At 52.8% G+C, this 14,684-nt stretch carries 15 protein-coding genes and 1 other annotated feature; of the genes, 2 read left to right on the forward strand and 13 right to left on the reverse strand.

Annotated elements, in window-relative coordinates:
• Nucleotides 1–45 precede the first annotated feature (45 nt).
• The 5 genes from ypeB to BBD41_RS04270 all read right to left on the reverse strand — a co-directional run bounded on the left by ypeB (nt 46) and on the right by BBD41_RS04270 (nt 3,647).
• Entirely contained in the window at nt 46–1,395 is a 1,350-nt protein-coding gene (gene ypeB / locus BBD41_RS04255) for a germination protein YpeB (RefSeq protein ID WP_099476811.1), read from the reverse strand.
• 89 nt (nt 1,396–1,484) lie between these two features.
• Complete coding sequence (locus BBD41_RS29950) at nt 1,485–1,631, reverse strand: hypothetical protein (protein WP_007129800.1); 147 nt, start codon at nt 1,629–1,631, stop codon at nt 1,485–1,487.
• A 77-nt stretch (nt 1,632–1,708) separates the two neighbouring features.
• Entirely contained in the window at nt 1,709–2,404 is a 696-nt protein-coding gene (prsW, locus tag BBD41_RS04260) for a glutamic-type intramembrane protease PrsW (RefSeq protein WP_077568918.1), read from the reverse strand.
• A 57-nt stretch (nt 2,405–2,461) separates the two neighbouring features.
• Nucleotides 2,462–3,073 (reverse strand): genetic competence negative regulator, encoded by a 612-nt coding sequence (locus BBD41_RS04265; RefSeq protein WP_099476812.1) that lies wholly within the window; start codon nt 3,071–3,073, stop codon nt 2,462–2,464.
• Between the two features lie 202 nt (nt 3,074–3,275).
• Nucleotides 3,276–3,647, reverse strand: a complete 372-nt coding sequence (locus tag BBD41_RS04270) for a hypothetical protein (RefSeq protein ID WP_099476813.1) — start codon at nt 3,645–3,647, stop codon at nt 3,276–3,278.
• A gap of 93 nt (nt 3,648–3,740) precedes the next feature.
• Here BBD41_RS04270 and BBD41_RS04275 point away from each other — a divergent pair, with 93 nt between their 5' ends.
• Complete coding sequence (locus BBD41_RS04275; protein WP_077565410.1) at nt 3,741–4,655, forward strand: polysaccharide deacetylase family protein; 915 nt, start codon at nt 3,741–3,743, stop codon at nt 4,653–4,655.
• Between the two features lie 60 nt (nt 4,656–4,715).
• Here BBD41_RS04275 and BBD41_RS04280 read toward each other — a convergent pair whose 3' ends face one another.
• From BBD41_RS04280 to BBD41_RS04290, 3 genes are read right to left on the reverse strand one after another with little or no spacing between them, the layout of a single operon-like run.
• Nucleotides 4,716–5,531, reverse strand: a complete 816-nt coding sequence (locus BBD41_RS04280) for a metallophosphoesterase (protein ID WP_077565409.1) — start codon at nt 5,529–5,531, stop codon at nt 4,716–4,718.
• On the reverse strand, nt 5,528–5,947 hold the full coding sequence (locus tag BBD41_RS04285) for a hypothetical protein (protein WP_077565408.1): 420 nt from the start codon (nt 5,945–5,947) through the stop codon (nt 5,528–5,530). The genes BBD41_RS04280 and BBD41_RS04285 overlap by 4 nt, the downstream gene beginning before the upstream one ends.
• Nucleotides 5,934–6,533: a CPBP family intramembrane glutamic endopeptidase gene (locus BBD41_RS04290; protein ID WP_077565407.1), complete on the reverse strand. Its 600-nt coding sequence runs from the start codon at nt 6,531–6,533 to the stop codon at nt 5,934–5,936. Before BBD41_RS04290 ends, BBD41_RS04285 begins: the two co-directional genes overlap by 14 nt.
• Nucleotides 6,534–6,771: 238 nt before the next feature.
• Nucleotides 6,772–7,004, forward strand: a binding site (T-box leader).
• A 185-nt stretch (nt 7,005–7,189) separates the two neighbouring features.
• Between BBD41_RS04290 and serA the strand changes: the two genes are divergently transcribed.
• A complete protein-coding gene (serA, locus tag BBD41_RS04295) occupies nt 7,190–8,782 on the forward strand; it encodes a phosphoglycerate dehydrogenase (RefSeq protein ID WP_077565406.1) in 1,593 nt (530 codons plus the stop codon).
• Nucleotides 8,783–8,876: 94 nt separating this feature from the next.
• Here the strand turns inward: serA and BBD41_RS04300 are convergent, their stop codons facing one another.
• From BBD41_RS04300 to BBD41_RS04320, 5 genes are all read right to left on the reverse strand, one after another.
• Nucleotides 8,877–10,307 carry a HAMP domain-containing sensor histidine kinase gene (locus BBD41_RS04300; protein ID WP_099476814.1) on the reverse strand — a complete coding sequence of 477 codons (1,431 nt, stop codon included), beginning with the start codon at nt 10,305–10,307 and terminating at the stop codon, nt 8,877–8,879.
• 1 nt (nt 10,308) lies between these two features.
• Entirely contained in the window at nt 10,309–11,025 is a 717-nt protein-coding gene (locus BBD41_RS04305) for a response regulator transcription factor (RefSeq protein ID WP_077565405.1), read from the reverse strand.
• A 99-nt stretch (nt 11,026–11,124) separates the two neighbouring features.
• Nucleotides 11,125–12,378, reverse strand: coding sequence for a c-type cytochrome biogenesis protein CcsB (gene ccsB / locus BBD41_RS04310; RefSeq protein WP_077565404.1), 1,254 nt, complete (start codon nt 12,376–12,378; stop codon nt 11,125–11,127).
• Nucleotides 12,375–14,069 carry a cytochrome c biogenesis protein ResB gene (locus tag BBD41_RS04315; RefSeq protein WP_099476815.1) on the reverse strand — a complete coding sequence of 565 codons (1,695 nt, stop codon included), beginning with the start codon at nt 14,067–14,069 and terminating at the stop codon, nt 12,375–12,377. The genes ccsB and BBD41_RS04315 overlap by 4 nt, the downstream gene beginning before the upstream one ends.
• The gene (locus tag BBD41_RS04320; RefSeq protein WP_077565402.1) at nt 14,066–14,593 is read right to left on the reverse strand and encodes a redoxin domain-containing protein; all 528 of its coding nucleotides are present in this window, start codon (nt 14,591–14,593) and stop codon (nt 14,066–14,068) included. Before BBD41_RS04320 ends, BBD41_RS04315 begins: the two co-directional genes overlap by 4 nt.
• Nucleotides 14,594–14,684: the final 91 nt, after the last annotated feature.

Consider the following 14,684-nt stretch of genomic DNA (forward strand, 5'->3'; position numbering starts at 1 on the left):
CCAAGCAATGATGCTTGAGCGGCCGACCCTCAACACGTCCGGCAGTTACCGAATACCGGCTTGCGCGTCCTTGATGACTTCAACCGTTTCTTCTAACCCTGTATCCGCATTGATATAGATCCGATACTGCGACCCGTTGATGCGCCCTCCAAATTCATAGCACAGCACATCCTCGTTGCGGTCGTTCTTAATTAACGCCTTGCGGTTGTACAAAATGTTGTATTCCGGATTCAGCGTCTTTTTCGCTTGGGCGAGCTTCAGCTTAGGCTGCGGAATCTCGCGCTTGATCTGATGCTCGTACACAAAATCGCTGGCTTGGAACCCGAGAACCTCCCCGTTGTCCATGGCTGAGCGGACCGTGATCTTCTCCGGATAGATGAGAACGCCGTCCTCCTCGCGGACAAAGGAGAAGTTTGCCATATTGTCAAACTGGTCTGCGGATACCGCCGTCATGTCGGCATATCCTTTTTTGGCCAGGAAATCCTGCGCCTTATCGATGGCCTCCTGCACGGAAACCTTCTTCGCGCCCACGTTGCGCTCCTTCGTATACGAGATCAGCTGGCCGCCTTTTTCGGTAAAGTCCATGCTGATTTTGTGGCCTTGGCGTTGATTCACCTGAACGGTATAGGATGACCAATCGGTCCCCTTCCCGTTTTGGGTTACGCGTAATCTGGCGCTTCCGTCCGTATCCGCGAATTTCATCGCTTTGCGTTTGACGTCCTCGGCGGATACAGGCATGCCTGCCAATTGCTTCACGGACCTGCGGTCGTAGATGCTGCTGACCGACGGGCCCCAATCCAGCTCGGGATAAGCCTCGACCTTTTTGTCAACGGTTCTAAAGCCGTCGATGATGGAGTTATCCTGCGTATTGTTCGACACAAGCGCAGTCTCGACATCCATCCAGCGAAGCCCGCTGGCAATGACCTTGTTCTGCACCGATTGAAGATCCTTCGTAATTTCACCGGAATTGGTGTAGAGCGTCTTCAGCGTCTTGACTTCATTTTCGCTCAGCGGTTCCTTCGTCAAATCCCGAACGCCTGTCTTATAGGCGAAATTGGAAATGCGGGACAGGAATTCTTCCGTCTTGTTGAACGGCAGCAGACCTAATGGAAGCTGGTTGATCTCATTTTGGGCTTCGCTCGTAATGCGCCACACATTCATAAGGCCCTTCCGGTGCATGCCCTGAGAAGTGGAGCTGACGGCGAGCGTATTCCCTAACTCGGTATGCAGCCGGTCCATATGATAGGACAAATCATGAAAGGCCCGTTGATACTGGTTTTCTGCATTAATCAATATCGCGTTCTTCTCTTTGTTCTCCTGATATCCCCACACCAAAGCCCCGATCAGTAAAACGGTGGCGACAGGGAACAGAATCGCGCTAAGTCGTTTATACATGATGCGTTAGTCTCCTTTCTTCTACTCACTGCCGTTAGTTTGACTAGAAAAAAGAAGTCTTATGCATCGCTGTGCGATCACTTCATGTTTTAGAAATCTTCCTCAATCTCGAAATGATCACGATTGTTGCATAAGCATTGCTTAAAGCCGGTCTCGATCCGGCCATGCTCTTTCTTGCCGCGAAGAATGAAGCGCTCGCCGCAATCCTTGCAAAGAATTTTCACCTTGATACGCAAAAAAAGACACCTCCAGAGCTATATTCGCCCTTATGCCTTCAGCATAAGCGCCTATAGCCCCAGTGTGTCCTTTTTGGTTACGTGTTAATCTCTTCCTCCCGGTTAATGAAACGAAAAGGCGAGCGATTGTTTGCCCTGGAGATTTTCCCCATGCCCCCGTACCACAACAGGACCATGAGCGGAACGATAAACCAAATCCACGTATGGGTCAAGAGATTCAAAATCAAATCATACAGTCCATGCCATATCCAGGGGACGATGAACGAAAGAGCCAGATAAAACCTCTTGCGACTCTCCCCTGAAAACCTGGCGTGCCCGATGTAATAGCCCATAATCACGCCGAACATGGCGTGACCCGACACAGGGAGCAGCGCCCGCAGGAACATGGGACCGAACGCTGCCTGGCTGTACCATGCGTACAGCAAATTCTCCACGGTAGCAAAGCCCAGCGAAATCGCCGCAGCATACAGAATCCCGTCGTAAGGCTCATCGAATTCCGTATGGTTGAAAATAATGTGATACATGACAAACCATTTCAAAAACTCTTCGATGCCCGCAGATACGAGCAATGATTGGACAACCGGATGATCGCCAAGCCAAAGTATCATTCCCCGCTGCAGAATCATGACAGGAAAGACGACCAGAACCCCAAGCAGAAATACCTTGATGACCATATGCAAAGGTTCCTGATCATACCTGTCCTTCAGGTAAAAATACGTGAGCAACGCGAGTCCCGGCGCCAAAGCCGACGCTATGATCGAGAACACCAGCACCAAAATTCCCCTCCGTTAGTTTCGAGCCTCTAGTCCGGCACTCACGCCCACATTGTATTAATGCTGACGCTGGAAGTGACTGCAAATAACCTCAATCGCTTGCTGAGGCATGATCTTCTTCCCGTACTCCTCCAGCATAGCCTCCGTTACCGAGGAGGATTCGCCGAATTCTGCCAGAACTGCAATGACCGCCGGCAACTTCTCGCTCTGAAGCTCCTCAGGCTCCAGATACAAAAACCATCTATCCATATAGTGATAAAGCGTACCTGCTCCGTCTACGAGGTCTTTCAGCATATGCGATGCTTCAATGAGCACTTCAAAATCCTGGAAAACATAGACGATTTTATCACTTTCATCCAGGGTAACTTCCATTTCATAAATCTCGTCCGGCATATCGTCTTCGGACAAGCCGCCGAAATGATGATCGTACTTCCCTCTCGTCACTATAACCACCATGCCTTGGGCAGGCAGTGCAAACACCTCAACGGCAAGAGGTCCGGTGGCATCAAATCCGAGCTCACTGTATGCCTGATCCATCATCTCTGTAAACAGGTCATAAACTTTCGGTATTTCCTGCCACATTTCTTCCTTCTGGATCCCACGCTCACTCAGATCGTCAAACGTGAGGAAAATCCGTATCTTATCTTGACTCAAACGTTCTATTTTCATGACAGGATCCTCCTAACGTATACAAAAGTTTATAACAAATTATGATGCCTGGATTATGACGTGATAAAAATGGTTTTATATAATTGATTTTATCATTTAATACCCGCAAATGCACGTAAATATGTAGTTTAAGAAAAAAGAATCATTCACAGGGATGGAAGGATGGTTTCCCCACGGAATGATTCAAAAAGAATTGCCTCGTTTACAATCCCGGTAAGACGGTATGCGTTTCTTTCAAGATTTGCTCAACCTCGTGTTTAACGTCCGGATTGCTGCGGATAAAATCCTTCAGCTGCTTCAGGTTGGCAGCCTTCGAATTAGACGATGACGATACCCCTGCAACTCCAACGGGATTAGCGGAATCATGTCGGCTTGAACTGGGACGCACGCTTTCTTGGCTTGAGCCATCATGATTACCGATTCCGTGTTGAATCTTGCTTAATGCCGTGTCGGCAAACCGGCCGACGTTGACGTTTTTCATCATCGAGGAGAGCGACAAATTGCCTTTGCGGGATATCATACGGCTTGCGACCGCACCGATGATTACGCCGTACAGAAATGACGAAGTCTTCACAAATGATACCTCCTTCTATGTTAAACTCGGGATTAGTGTTCTCGAGCCGGCAACAACTCATGCTACATAAATACAGGAAAGAGAGATGGAATCATGGTTAAATCGACAACAAAGATCATCCTGCTGGCCTGCTGCGTTCTGCTCAGCGCCTGCGGAGACCAAGGAAACGGACAGAACCATAGCATGCCCTCTGAATCGGGCAATCAAACCACGCCAAATGCGAAGACGACTGAGCCTGCAGCGCCTAAGGAGCAAGAAGCCCCTCCTCCTGCCGCCGATAAAGTGCCGAACGGAACTGCCGGCATTACGGAAGGATCAGGCCCTGCGAAGGATGAAGCCAGCGGAAAGCCGGCAGCTGAAGAGAAGCCGGAGCTGAAGTATCACATGAACAAGGTGTACCGCATCGTGCCGAATGACGAATCCGTCCCTTCGAAGGTCGTGCTGCTCACGTTCGACGATGGACCGAAGGATGCGGACATGATCAACCGATTGATCGACACGCTGGACAAGCACCAGGCCAAGGCGATCTTCTTCGTGAACGGATACCGGGTCAAAGCCAATCCCGAACTGCTCGGCATCATTCATGACCGGGGGCAAATCATCGGCAATCACGCTTGGGACCATATCGACTTGAAGCAGGAGAGCAAAGCGAAGGTCCGTCAGCAAATTGAAGACGTGCAGCAAATCGTGAAGGATACGGTCGGCACGGAGCCTGCGTTCTTCCGACCTCCGTTCGGATCCGGCGGGGATGTCGTCAAGGATATCGCTGCAGAGAACGACTTGCTGTACATGACCTGGTCCAACGGCTCGCTGGACTGGGAGGGCAATAATAAAAACAAGCCCGAAGCGGTCATCAACAACGTACTGGAGCAGCTCCATCCGGGCAGCAATATTTTGATGCACGAGCTTCCATGGACGGTCGAAGCGCTCGACGATCTGCTGACGAAGCTGGAAGCCAAAGGATATGGCTTCGTGGATCCCCGGACCATTGAGCCTCACATACGCTGAAGCGCAATAAAAAAAGCCTTTATTCTACTCCTGGCTTTACAGGGAAGAATAAAGGCTTTTTCACTTTTTACGCAAAGTCAGCACGTGGTACTCCGCCGGGCATAACAGCCGGAGGGGGATGTGCGAAGTTCCGAACCCCCGGCTGATCAGCACGCGCGTGTCCGGCAGATCGCCGCTTGCAGCCCTTGGGATCGAGTACCATCCGGACTTGAAGGATTTGTAGAAACGCTCGAGCCGGACCGCCCCCGCAAGCGGAAGCACGATTTGTCCGCCGTGCGTATGCCCGGCAAGCAGCAGATCGCAATTCGCCTCCTCCCGGCCCTTGAGCCAAATCGGATCATGCACGAGCAGGATATGGTATTCGCCGCCCTGCAAGCTGCCCTTGAACTGGGAGTACGGATGCCGTTTGCTCTTAGGCTGGCGAATGCCGCTAAGGGAGATGCAGTCGCTCCCGACCGTGATCGGAACCGTTTTATCGCTCAGCAGGGTCACGGCGGTTTCCTTCAGCACCTTCTTCACTGCATCCTTGCCTGCATACAGATCATGGTTGCCGAGGACCGCATAGACTGGAGCAACCCGCCGGAGCACCTCCATGTTATGCCTCAGCCTTTCCAGGGGAACGCCTTTCTCCGTAATGTCGCCGCCAAGAAGGACGCAGTCTACGGGCTGCAGCGCAGCCATCAGCTTCCGTTCCGACAACTCTCTGCGATGGATATCGGTCAGGAACAGAATTCTGAATCCGTCAAAGGAAGCCGGAATTCGCTCCGACGCCACCTCTTCCTCGCGTACCCGGTAGCCCTCCGCTTCAGCTCTCATCCAGCCAAGGACACCGACACCCGCCGCCGCGGCGCCCGACAGCCACAACCATATGCTCATAATAACTCCTTTATCAGCTCGCTTACAGGTGGCGCCCCGATCAGCCCCCACCACAGCAAGCTGGCCATCAATAAAATAAAAATGACGATTAATGAGTTCACAAACCATTTGCTCATCCGAACACGGTAGGAAGAATATGTATGTGTTCGACGCGGGGCGGAAGCTTCCTCCATGGTGTCGTGGGTAGCCGACTGCTTTCTGCGGGACCGGGAGAGCCCTTCCTCCCCGCCGGCCGCATATGTCCGCCGCTCCTCAGCCGCCTTCGGCTTAGACCGGCTAAGCCCGGTGTATTCACCGGCATCCGGTCTTGTTGGCTTTGCGGCGGGCGATGCAGGCGAGACAGAGACAGATGATGCTTGGCTCTTCCGGCCTTTGCTTCGGCCCCGGTGTCTTTCCATTCTGCTAAGTTCGTTCATTCTCCTCTTTCCTCCGAAATCGAATCAGCATTCCCGAGATGAAATCGATCAGGAAATGGCACAGGATCGGTGCCCATAATGTTCCCGTATAAATATAGACAAGACCAAGACCGTAGCTGCTCAAGAATACCCAGCCGGTCGGAAGCCAGTGCTTCAGATACCTGACGTGGATCAGTGCGAATAAAATGCTGGTCCAATATGGCCCGAATGCATGCTGGATCGCTCCGCGAAACAGCAGCTCCTCGCATACGGAAACGACGATTGCTATGACGAGAATATGCCAGACTGGCCGATTCCGGAACAGCATCTCGTTGATTCCCCCGTCATCCATGCTGTCCTCGGACACAAAGCGGGATAATATCAAATCCACGACCAGCATGGCCGCTGCAAGCCCCAGCCCCCAATACAGGAACTCCAGCTCCTTCGGCACAGCGAGAAGCGTCAGCGGATTCCGGCCCTGGAACAAAATCCAGATCAGGCCGACAATAAGCGTAAGCGCTTGGGTCAGGTACAAATTAATAAGAAGAAGGCGGTCGTTTAGCTGGTGGGCTTCGATTCTTTTCACTCTTATTTTAAATTTTTTCATAAAAGTTGTGCCTGTCTTTCATCATTGTATTTGAACGGTTCGTGCTTCTTCACCCTAAATTCGACAAATCCAGGGCTGACGCGAAATATGGCGGGCATATGCATCATAGCAAATTGTTGGCATGACATTCAAGGCTCCCGCAAGCATAAGAAGTCCTTTATTGCCCTATTATACCGATGATGGCCGACTATTGACACAATGTAAAAGCCATGTTACATTATGAAAAAATTAATCTCGTACAAAACCGATGATGGAAATAAGAAGCTGTTACGCCTGCAGAGAGCCGATGGTTGGTGAGAATCGGCGGCGGAAGGTTATTCTTGAGCGTTCCTGAGATATTTCGCTGAAGGCATTAGTAGGCGCAAATCGGATGATTCCGTTACCAATCATGGTCTGATGTAGACCGCTTGAGGCTGTCCGATTGACGGACAGTGAATAAGGGTGGCACCACGAATAACTCTCGTCCCTTACTACGGAGGTAGTATGCGGAGTCGGGAGTTTTTATATTTCTCGATCCTTTGCTACGGCACCGCGTCAATTGCCACAAGAACCAAGCGTTACCAAGCCAACGGTATAACGGATGCGCGTTAACCGGCGCGCTCCTTATTCAATATTTGCAGCACTATTTATAGAGAATTTAAGGAGGAAGTGAAACCATGTTTAAAGTTTTGGTATCGGATCCGATCAGCGATTTGGGGATCCAGCAATTGATGGATGCAGCCGATGTGCAGGTAGACAAAAAGACTGGGCTCAGCGAAGATGAGCTCACTGCCATTATCGGAGAGTACGACGGCCTTCTGGTCCGGAGCCAGACCCGTGTCACCGAGCGTATTATGAGCGCCGGAACGAAGCTGAAGGTGGTTGGCCGCGCCGGTGTCGGAGTGGATAACATCGACCTGGAAGCCGCCACGAAGCGCGGTATCGTTGTTATCAATGCTCCTGATGGAAACACGATTACGACTGCTGAGCATACGTTTGCCATGATGATCGCCCTGGCCCGCCATATTCCTCAGGCCTATGCCAAGACGGTCAACGGTGTATGGGACCGCAAATCCTTCCTCGGAGTGGAGCTGCGCAACAAAACCCTGGGTGTGATGGGAATGGGCCGGATCGGCAGCGAGGTCGCAAAACGCGCTAAGGCATTCGGCATGAATATTATGGCATTCGATCCGTTCCTGACCGAGGAACGCGCCGATAAGCTTGGCGTCGAGCTCGCTTCCGTCGACAGCATTATCCGCAGCGCCGATTTCATCACGGTTCACACGCCGCTGACTCCGGAAACCCGTCATATGATCGCCCGCCCTCAATTCGAGGTTATGAAGCGCGGCATGCGCATCGTGAACTGTGCCCGCGGCGGAATCATCGACGAACGCGCGCTCGTTGAAGCAATCGACGAAGGCATTGTTGCCGGAGCCGCGTTTGACGTGTTCGAGCATGAGCCGCCTGAAAGCGACCATCCATTCCTTAGCCATCCGAAGGTCATCGTCACACCGCATCTTGGCGCATCGACCATCGAAGCCCAAGAGAACGTGGCTATTGACGTTTCGGAACAGGTCCTTCATATTTTGCGTAACGAGCCTTTCAAAAATGCCGTCAACTTCCCGCTGGTAGCGGCTAGCGTCATGAACAAGCTGCAGCCGTACTTCTCCCTCGGTGAGAAGCTGGGCAGCGTAGCGGCTCAAATTACCGCTCATGCCGTGAAAGAAATTCATGTCGACTATGCAGGCGAGCTGGCGGAGGTCGATACCCAAGCGCTCACCCGCTACATTGTGAAAGGCGTGCTGGAGCGTCATCTCGGCAGCGAAGTGAATATCGTCAACTCGATGCACTTGGCAAAAAGCCGCGATCTGCATGTCGTTGTGTCCCAGACTCCGAAAACGAAGGATTTCGCGAATCTCGTTACCGTAACGCTAAAAACCCAGAACGGACAGGAACGCATCGTTGCAGGCACCCTGCTCCTCGGATACGGCGAACGGATCGTGCGCCTCGACAAATTCCCGGTCGATGTAGCGCCTGAAGGCCACCTGATCTTGATCTCGCATAACGATAAGCCTGGCATTATCGGACGCGTCGGCACCCTGCTCGGCGAGAACGACGTGAATATCGCCTCGATGCAGGTCGGCCGGAAAGTCATCGGCGGTGAAGCGATCATGTGCCTGACCGTCGACAAGGACGTTCCTAAGGAAGTGCTCGTGAAGCTGACCGGACTTCCGGAACTCAATACAGCTCAACAAATCGTGCTTAGCTAATCCCTATGTTCCACGTTGAACAAGATTAGCCCACGAATTTCAACAAAAAACACGCTCCGATCGGAGCGTGTTTTGTCTTTTAGGCGTTCTTTTCCTAAGATTCTGCCGCATTCATCGGAATCGTCACCGTAAACACGGTGCCCTTTCCTACCTCGCTAGCCGCTGTAATCGTGCCGTGATGGGCAGTCACGATGTTTTTGACGATGGCCAGGCCGATCCCTGTTCCGACGGTTTCGCCGCGGACACGCGCTTTATCGGCTTTATAGAAACGTTCAAACACGAACGGCAAATCCCCTGCAGGTATGCCGACGCCTTGGTCGGAGACGATCACCTGCAGCGTATCTCCTTTAGGCGCTTTGACCCGGTGTGCCTGGATCTTCACCTGCCTGCCGGACGGCGTATGCCGGAAAGCGTTGTCCAACAGGTTGGTCAGCACCTGCTCGAGCTTATCCTCATCAGCCGATTCAAGGATAAGATCCGAATGCAAAGAGAGCTGCAGATCAATCTCCTGTTCCTTGGCTCTGACGGAGAACTTCCGGTAGACACGCTCGCACAGCTCGCCCGCATCCACCTGTCTCAGCGACATTTCGGCGTGTCCTGCCTCCATTCGCGTCAGATCCAGCAAGTCCTTCACCAGACGGCCCATGCGCAGCGACTCTTCATGGATGACCTGAATCAGCTCCCGGCCTTCTTCAGGCGAAGCCGCCATTCCGTCGAGCAGCGCCTCGCTATATCCCTGCATCATCGACAGCGGAGTCCGGATTTCATGCGATACGTTGGCGATGAAATCCGTCCGCATCTTCTCCAGCTTGACCTGTTCCGTAATATCCCGGAGCACGACGACAGCGCCCCTGATCACGTCATCGGAATAGAGCGGCGCCATGTGTGCCGACCAAATCCCCTGGTTCACATGCAGATCTGCGCTTTGATCCCTGCCTTCATTCACGGTGCTGTAGAACAGCTCGCTCAGCGGCTTAGGCATCACGTCTGCCGCCCAGCCGCCCCCTTGCAAATCATCATCCCACTCAAGCCCCTTCCAGGTCTTCATGATTTCCTGTCCGGGGGGGTTAACGAGAATTACCTGTCCGTGGTTATCGAACGTAATCACGGCGTCGCTCATGCTTCGAAGCACGCTGGACAAATGCTCCTTCTCGTGATTGAGATTGCGGATATTCGTCTCCAGCTCGGCGGCCATATGATTGAACGTATTCGCAAGCTCGCCGATTTCATCGCTCGTGACCAAATTGAGGCGGGTTCCGTACTTCCCTTTGCGGATGTCATTGGCAGCCTCAATCAGCTGCTGCATCGGCTGCGTAATTTTCGTTAACAAGAAGAGCCCGAAAAAGGTCGTCATCGAAAATCCGATGATCGACACATACGTAAACAAACGTTTGATAGCACTTGAATTTGTGAAGGTTGTATCAATGTAGGGGAGCAAAAATAATCCCAGCGTCAACAGCACGCAGGCAACCAAGCACGTAATCGTGATCCACAGCTTGCCGACAAGCGATCTCCAGAAGTTCACGTTACTTCGGAACCTCCAGCTTGTAGCCTACTCCCCATACGGTTGTGATCATGGCGGCGGCCTCCGAAGAAACCTTGTTCAGCTTCTCCCGCAGCCGTTTCACATGCGTATCGACGGTACGCAGATCACCGAAAAATTCATAATTCCAAACATCCTTCAGGAGCTCCTCCCGGGAAAACACTTTATCCGGCGAGGAGGCCAAATAGTGCAGCAGCTCATACTCCTTCGGCGTCAGACTGATTTCATGTCCCCCTGCCGTCACCCGGTGGGCGTCGTGCTCAATGACGAGATGAGGGAAGACAATGCTGTTGCTCGGGTTGGTTTCCTTGCTAAGATAAGCGGTAGCCGAGGAGCGGCGCAGAATCGCCTTGACCCGATAGATGACTTCCCGCGGGCTGAACGGCTTAACGACGTAATCGTCCGCGCCGACCTCGAAGCCTTGCACGCGGTTGATCTCCTCGCCCTTGGCAGTCAGCATCAGGATCGGCGTCGACTTCACCTGCCGAAGACGTGTACATACCTCCACCCCGTCCATACCCGGCAGCATCACATCCAATATAACCAATCCGTAATCCTCACCGGTTGCCTTGCGTAGGGCCGTTTCCCCGTCTTCAGCCTCGTCAATCTCATATCCTTCCTTCTCCAGGTACATCTTCAACAAACGTCGAATACGCTCTTCATCATCGACTACGAGTATCCGGTTTCCATGCTCAGACATTGACAGCAGCTCCTTCATTGTTATAGGGGAAAATCAGAACGGCCCTCAAAACGTAAGGGCCCTCCTGATTTTCTAATCCGTTGCTATTTAACTTCATTTTTAATCCGTTCCGGCATAGGAATGCAGACCGGCAATGATCAGGTTGACGCCAACCAGCGTAAACATGACGACGATAAATCCGATAACCGACAGCCAGGACGAGTATTTGCCCTGCCATCCGCGGGACAGCCGCAAATGCAGGTACACGCTGTAAAAGAGCCACGTAATCAGCGCCCAGACTTCCTTCGGATCCCAGCCCCAGAAGCGGCCCCAAGCAATCTCCGCCCAAATCATGGCGAAGATGAGTCCGCCCAGCGTGAATACCGGGAATCCGATCGCGATGGCACGGTAGCTGATTTCGTCCAGATCATCGGGATTCAGCTTGTTCAGTGCAGGCTGAATGAATTTCGCAATCGGTCTTCGGATGATGAGCCTCAGCAGTCCGTACAGGATGATGCCGCTCACCAGCGACCAGATCACGGTGTTGAGCTTCCTGCCCGCGTTCACGCCATGCATCCATGACGGAGCTTCGAACAGCGGGGCCTTCATGCCCAGGAATGATTGCATGCTCTCCGTCTCGCTCTGATACGGGGCTACAATCGGCGGCATGTTGTACTCCACTTTTACTATTTTACTGGTTTCCGTTTTAGGGTCAACTTGCGTTTGATTGAACACGGCTTCGTAACCGGCTGTGCGGAAGCTGTAGACCGACAGGATGAAGCCGAGCAGAACGACGATCGCGAACATGCACAGCTCGAGCCAACGCTGTTCTCTCCGCGCGCCTTTGTCTGTAGCGGCGAAGTTGACCGTCCGCAGCAGGTGCATCAGACCTGCGATAAAGCCGACGGCGAAGAACGCATCGCCGAGCGCAGCCAGCGTGACGTGAATGCCGAGCCAATACGACTGCAGCGATGGAATCAACGGCTGCACTTCCTGAGGGAACACGGCCGCATACGCCATAATGAGAATGACGAGCGGCAGCGCGAACAGGCCGAGCAGCGATTTTTTATAAATAAAATACAGCACCAGAAATGCAATCATGATCGCCATGGCCAGGAACGACATAAACTCGTACATGTTGCTCACCGGCACATGTCCGGAGCCTGCCCATCTGGTGAAGAAATACAGCAGATGGCCGATCAGGCCGATCGATGCCGTTACGAATGCGATCTTGCCCCATTTGGCAAGATGGGCTTCGGGCTCCCGCTTCCGGAAACGGCGGCCCATGACCGCAATGGCATACATGATAAACGATGCGCAATATAGCAAAAAGGACACAACAAATGCATCACCGCTAAAATCGATTAGATTCATGCTTGACTCCCCCTGTTATTCTCCAGCGACTTTTCGTCGACCTCGATATTCATCTGATTCAGGATGGCGGCGACTTCCCTGCGCAGACCGAACCAGTTCTTGTTCGTGTGGGCACCGAGCGTCAGCGTTCCGTCATCGATCCGCAGCCAAATCCGGCGATGATGGAAATAGAAGCCCATGACCAGGCCGATCATGCCGATAAATGCGCCGACCCAGATGAACGGCATCGCCTTGTCCACGCGGATGTTCAAATACGTCGTTGACTCCGCAAAGTCGACGTCCTCCATGCTGAGTACGTCCAGCGTTATGAGATTCTCGCCTCCGGCAAGCTGCGCGTTGATCGCATCCTGCTGGAATCGCTCCTTGTCGACCTGTTTCGGGAAGTAGAAATATTGAATGCCTTCCTCCGGCAGGTTCGGTCCCTTGATCAGGAACAGGAACGCGGGTGCGTTCGGGTTCGGTGACAGATTGACGGGCTTTCCGTCGTCACCGAGACCGAAATCCGTAAACGTCTGCGTCAGCGTCAAGGTGTAATCCCCCGCCTTGTACTCTCTTACGGGATCCTTGATCGACAGATCGATCTTTCCATATTGTTCCCCGGTTTTGCTGTCAATCAACATCGGGGATACGGTCCGGAGAATCGGAGTCAAATCATAATCGAATTGATATGCCTTCAGCCCCTTGTAGTTGAGCGGGTGGTTCACCTCGATGTTATGGCGGGTGACCTCTTTAAGCTGCGGCTCTTGGCCCGGTGTATCGCAATTGGACTCGCACACATACAGGATCGCCTCGGTTTCGAATTTCTTAGGCAGCACCTTGCCCTTGCCCTTGAATTCATTCGGCAAATCCTCTTCCGTATAGAATTCTACATTGAATCCGTCATTCATCAGATAATAACTCGTGTTCTTGATGTGCACGGGCTCGCCTTCCGGAAACGCCATATGCTCGTCCATATGAAGGCCCGGCAAATTCCGTCCGAGAACAGCCAGAAGAAAGATGATCAGGCCGATATGGAGCACATACGGCCCCCATCGGCTGAAACGCTGCTTCTCCGCAAGCAGCGTGCCCCCGTCCGTGCGGACGCGGTATCCTTTTTTCTTGATCAGCGGCTTAACCCGCTCAACCCACTCGGCTCCATCTTGCTCGACCGTTCCCTGGTAGACCACCCGCTGGCGGGTCAGAAACGACATATGCTTCGGGATGCGCTGTCTGCTTAGCGCCTTGTAAAGCGGCAGCACGCGGTCCAGGCTGCAGATGACCAAGGATGCGCCGATCATAACCAGCAGAAGCACGAACCACCAAGACGTATATGTATGGGACAGCCCGAGCAGATAATAAATATGCCCCAGCTGTCCGTACTCCTCTTTGTAGTAGACAGAGGGGTCAATGTTAAGGAATGTGCTCTCCTGCGGCAGGATGGTTCCGAGCGATGAGCCGATCAGCGTCAGCAGGATCAAATAGATCGCAACCTTCACCGAGGAGAAGAAATTCCAGACCTTGTCGATGAAGCCGGGGTTGGCTTTCTGCGAGCGGCGGGCCACCCCGTCGTAACGCATCTCCAGGATCGACTGGGCTTCCGCTTCCTTTGTCAGCGGTTTCCCGCAGGCTTCGCACAGGACGGTTCCGGGCGGGTTCTGATGTCCGCATTCACATTTCGTGTTTTGGATCAAAGGCTTGGAACCTTCACTCATTTTGCTTTCACCAACTGTTCGATTTGTTTATCCAGCGTATCCAGATCCAGCTCGCCGATGCGAATATGGTGAATCTTCCCGGAGGCCGTCACGAAGAAGGTCGTGGGCATCGGGCCAACGCCGTAGCTGGCCACCGCATCCCGATTCGGATCCATCAGGATCGGGAACTTCACGCCGGTCTGAGCCACAAAATTTTCCACCGTCATTTTGTTCTCGCCCACGTTGATCCCGACGATTTCGACCCCTTGATCCTTCCACTTCTCCCACTGCGCCTGCAGTGCCGGCATCTCCCGGACGCATGGTGGGCAGTAGGTCCCCCAGAAATTGATAACCCTGGCTTTGCCTTCGTATTCGTTCATGGTATGTACATTGCCATCCATGCCCAGAAGCTCGAAATTCGCAGCCTTCTCACCGACCTTAGGCACCTCGTCAGAGCCGAATACAACGGTTGCAACGGCGTACGCGCCGATCAGGACGATGGCAAGCAGTATAACGATCTGTATGCTTTTCTTCGATTTGCCCATAGTGCAGCAGCTTCCTTTCTATGACTTTCATCATAAATGTGCAGGCGGGTGTGAACATCCTATGAACAATTATAACGAAATTCGTCATAAA

Source organism: Paenibacillus ihbetae (assembly GCF_002741055.1).
Taxonomy (GTDB): Bacteria; Bacillota; Bacilli; order Paenibacillales; family Paenibacillaceae; genus Paenibacillus_AQ; species Paenibacillus_AQ ihbetae.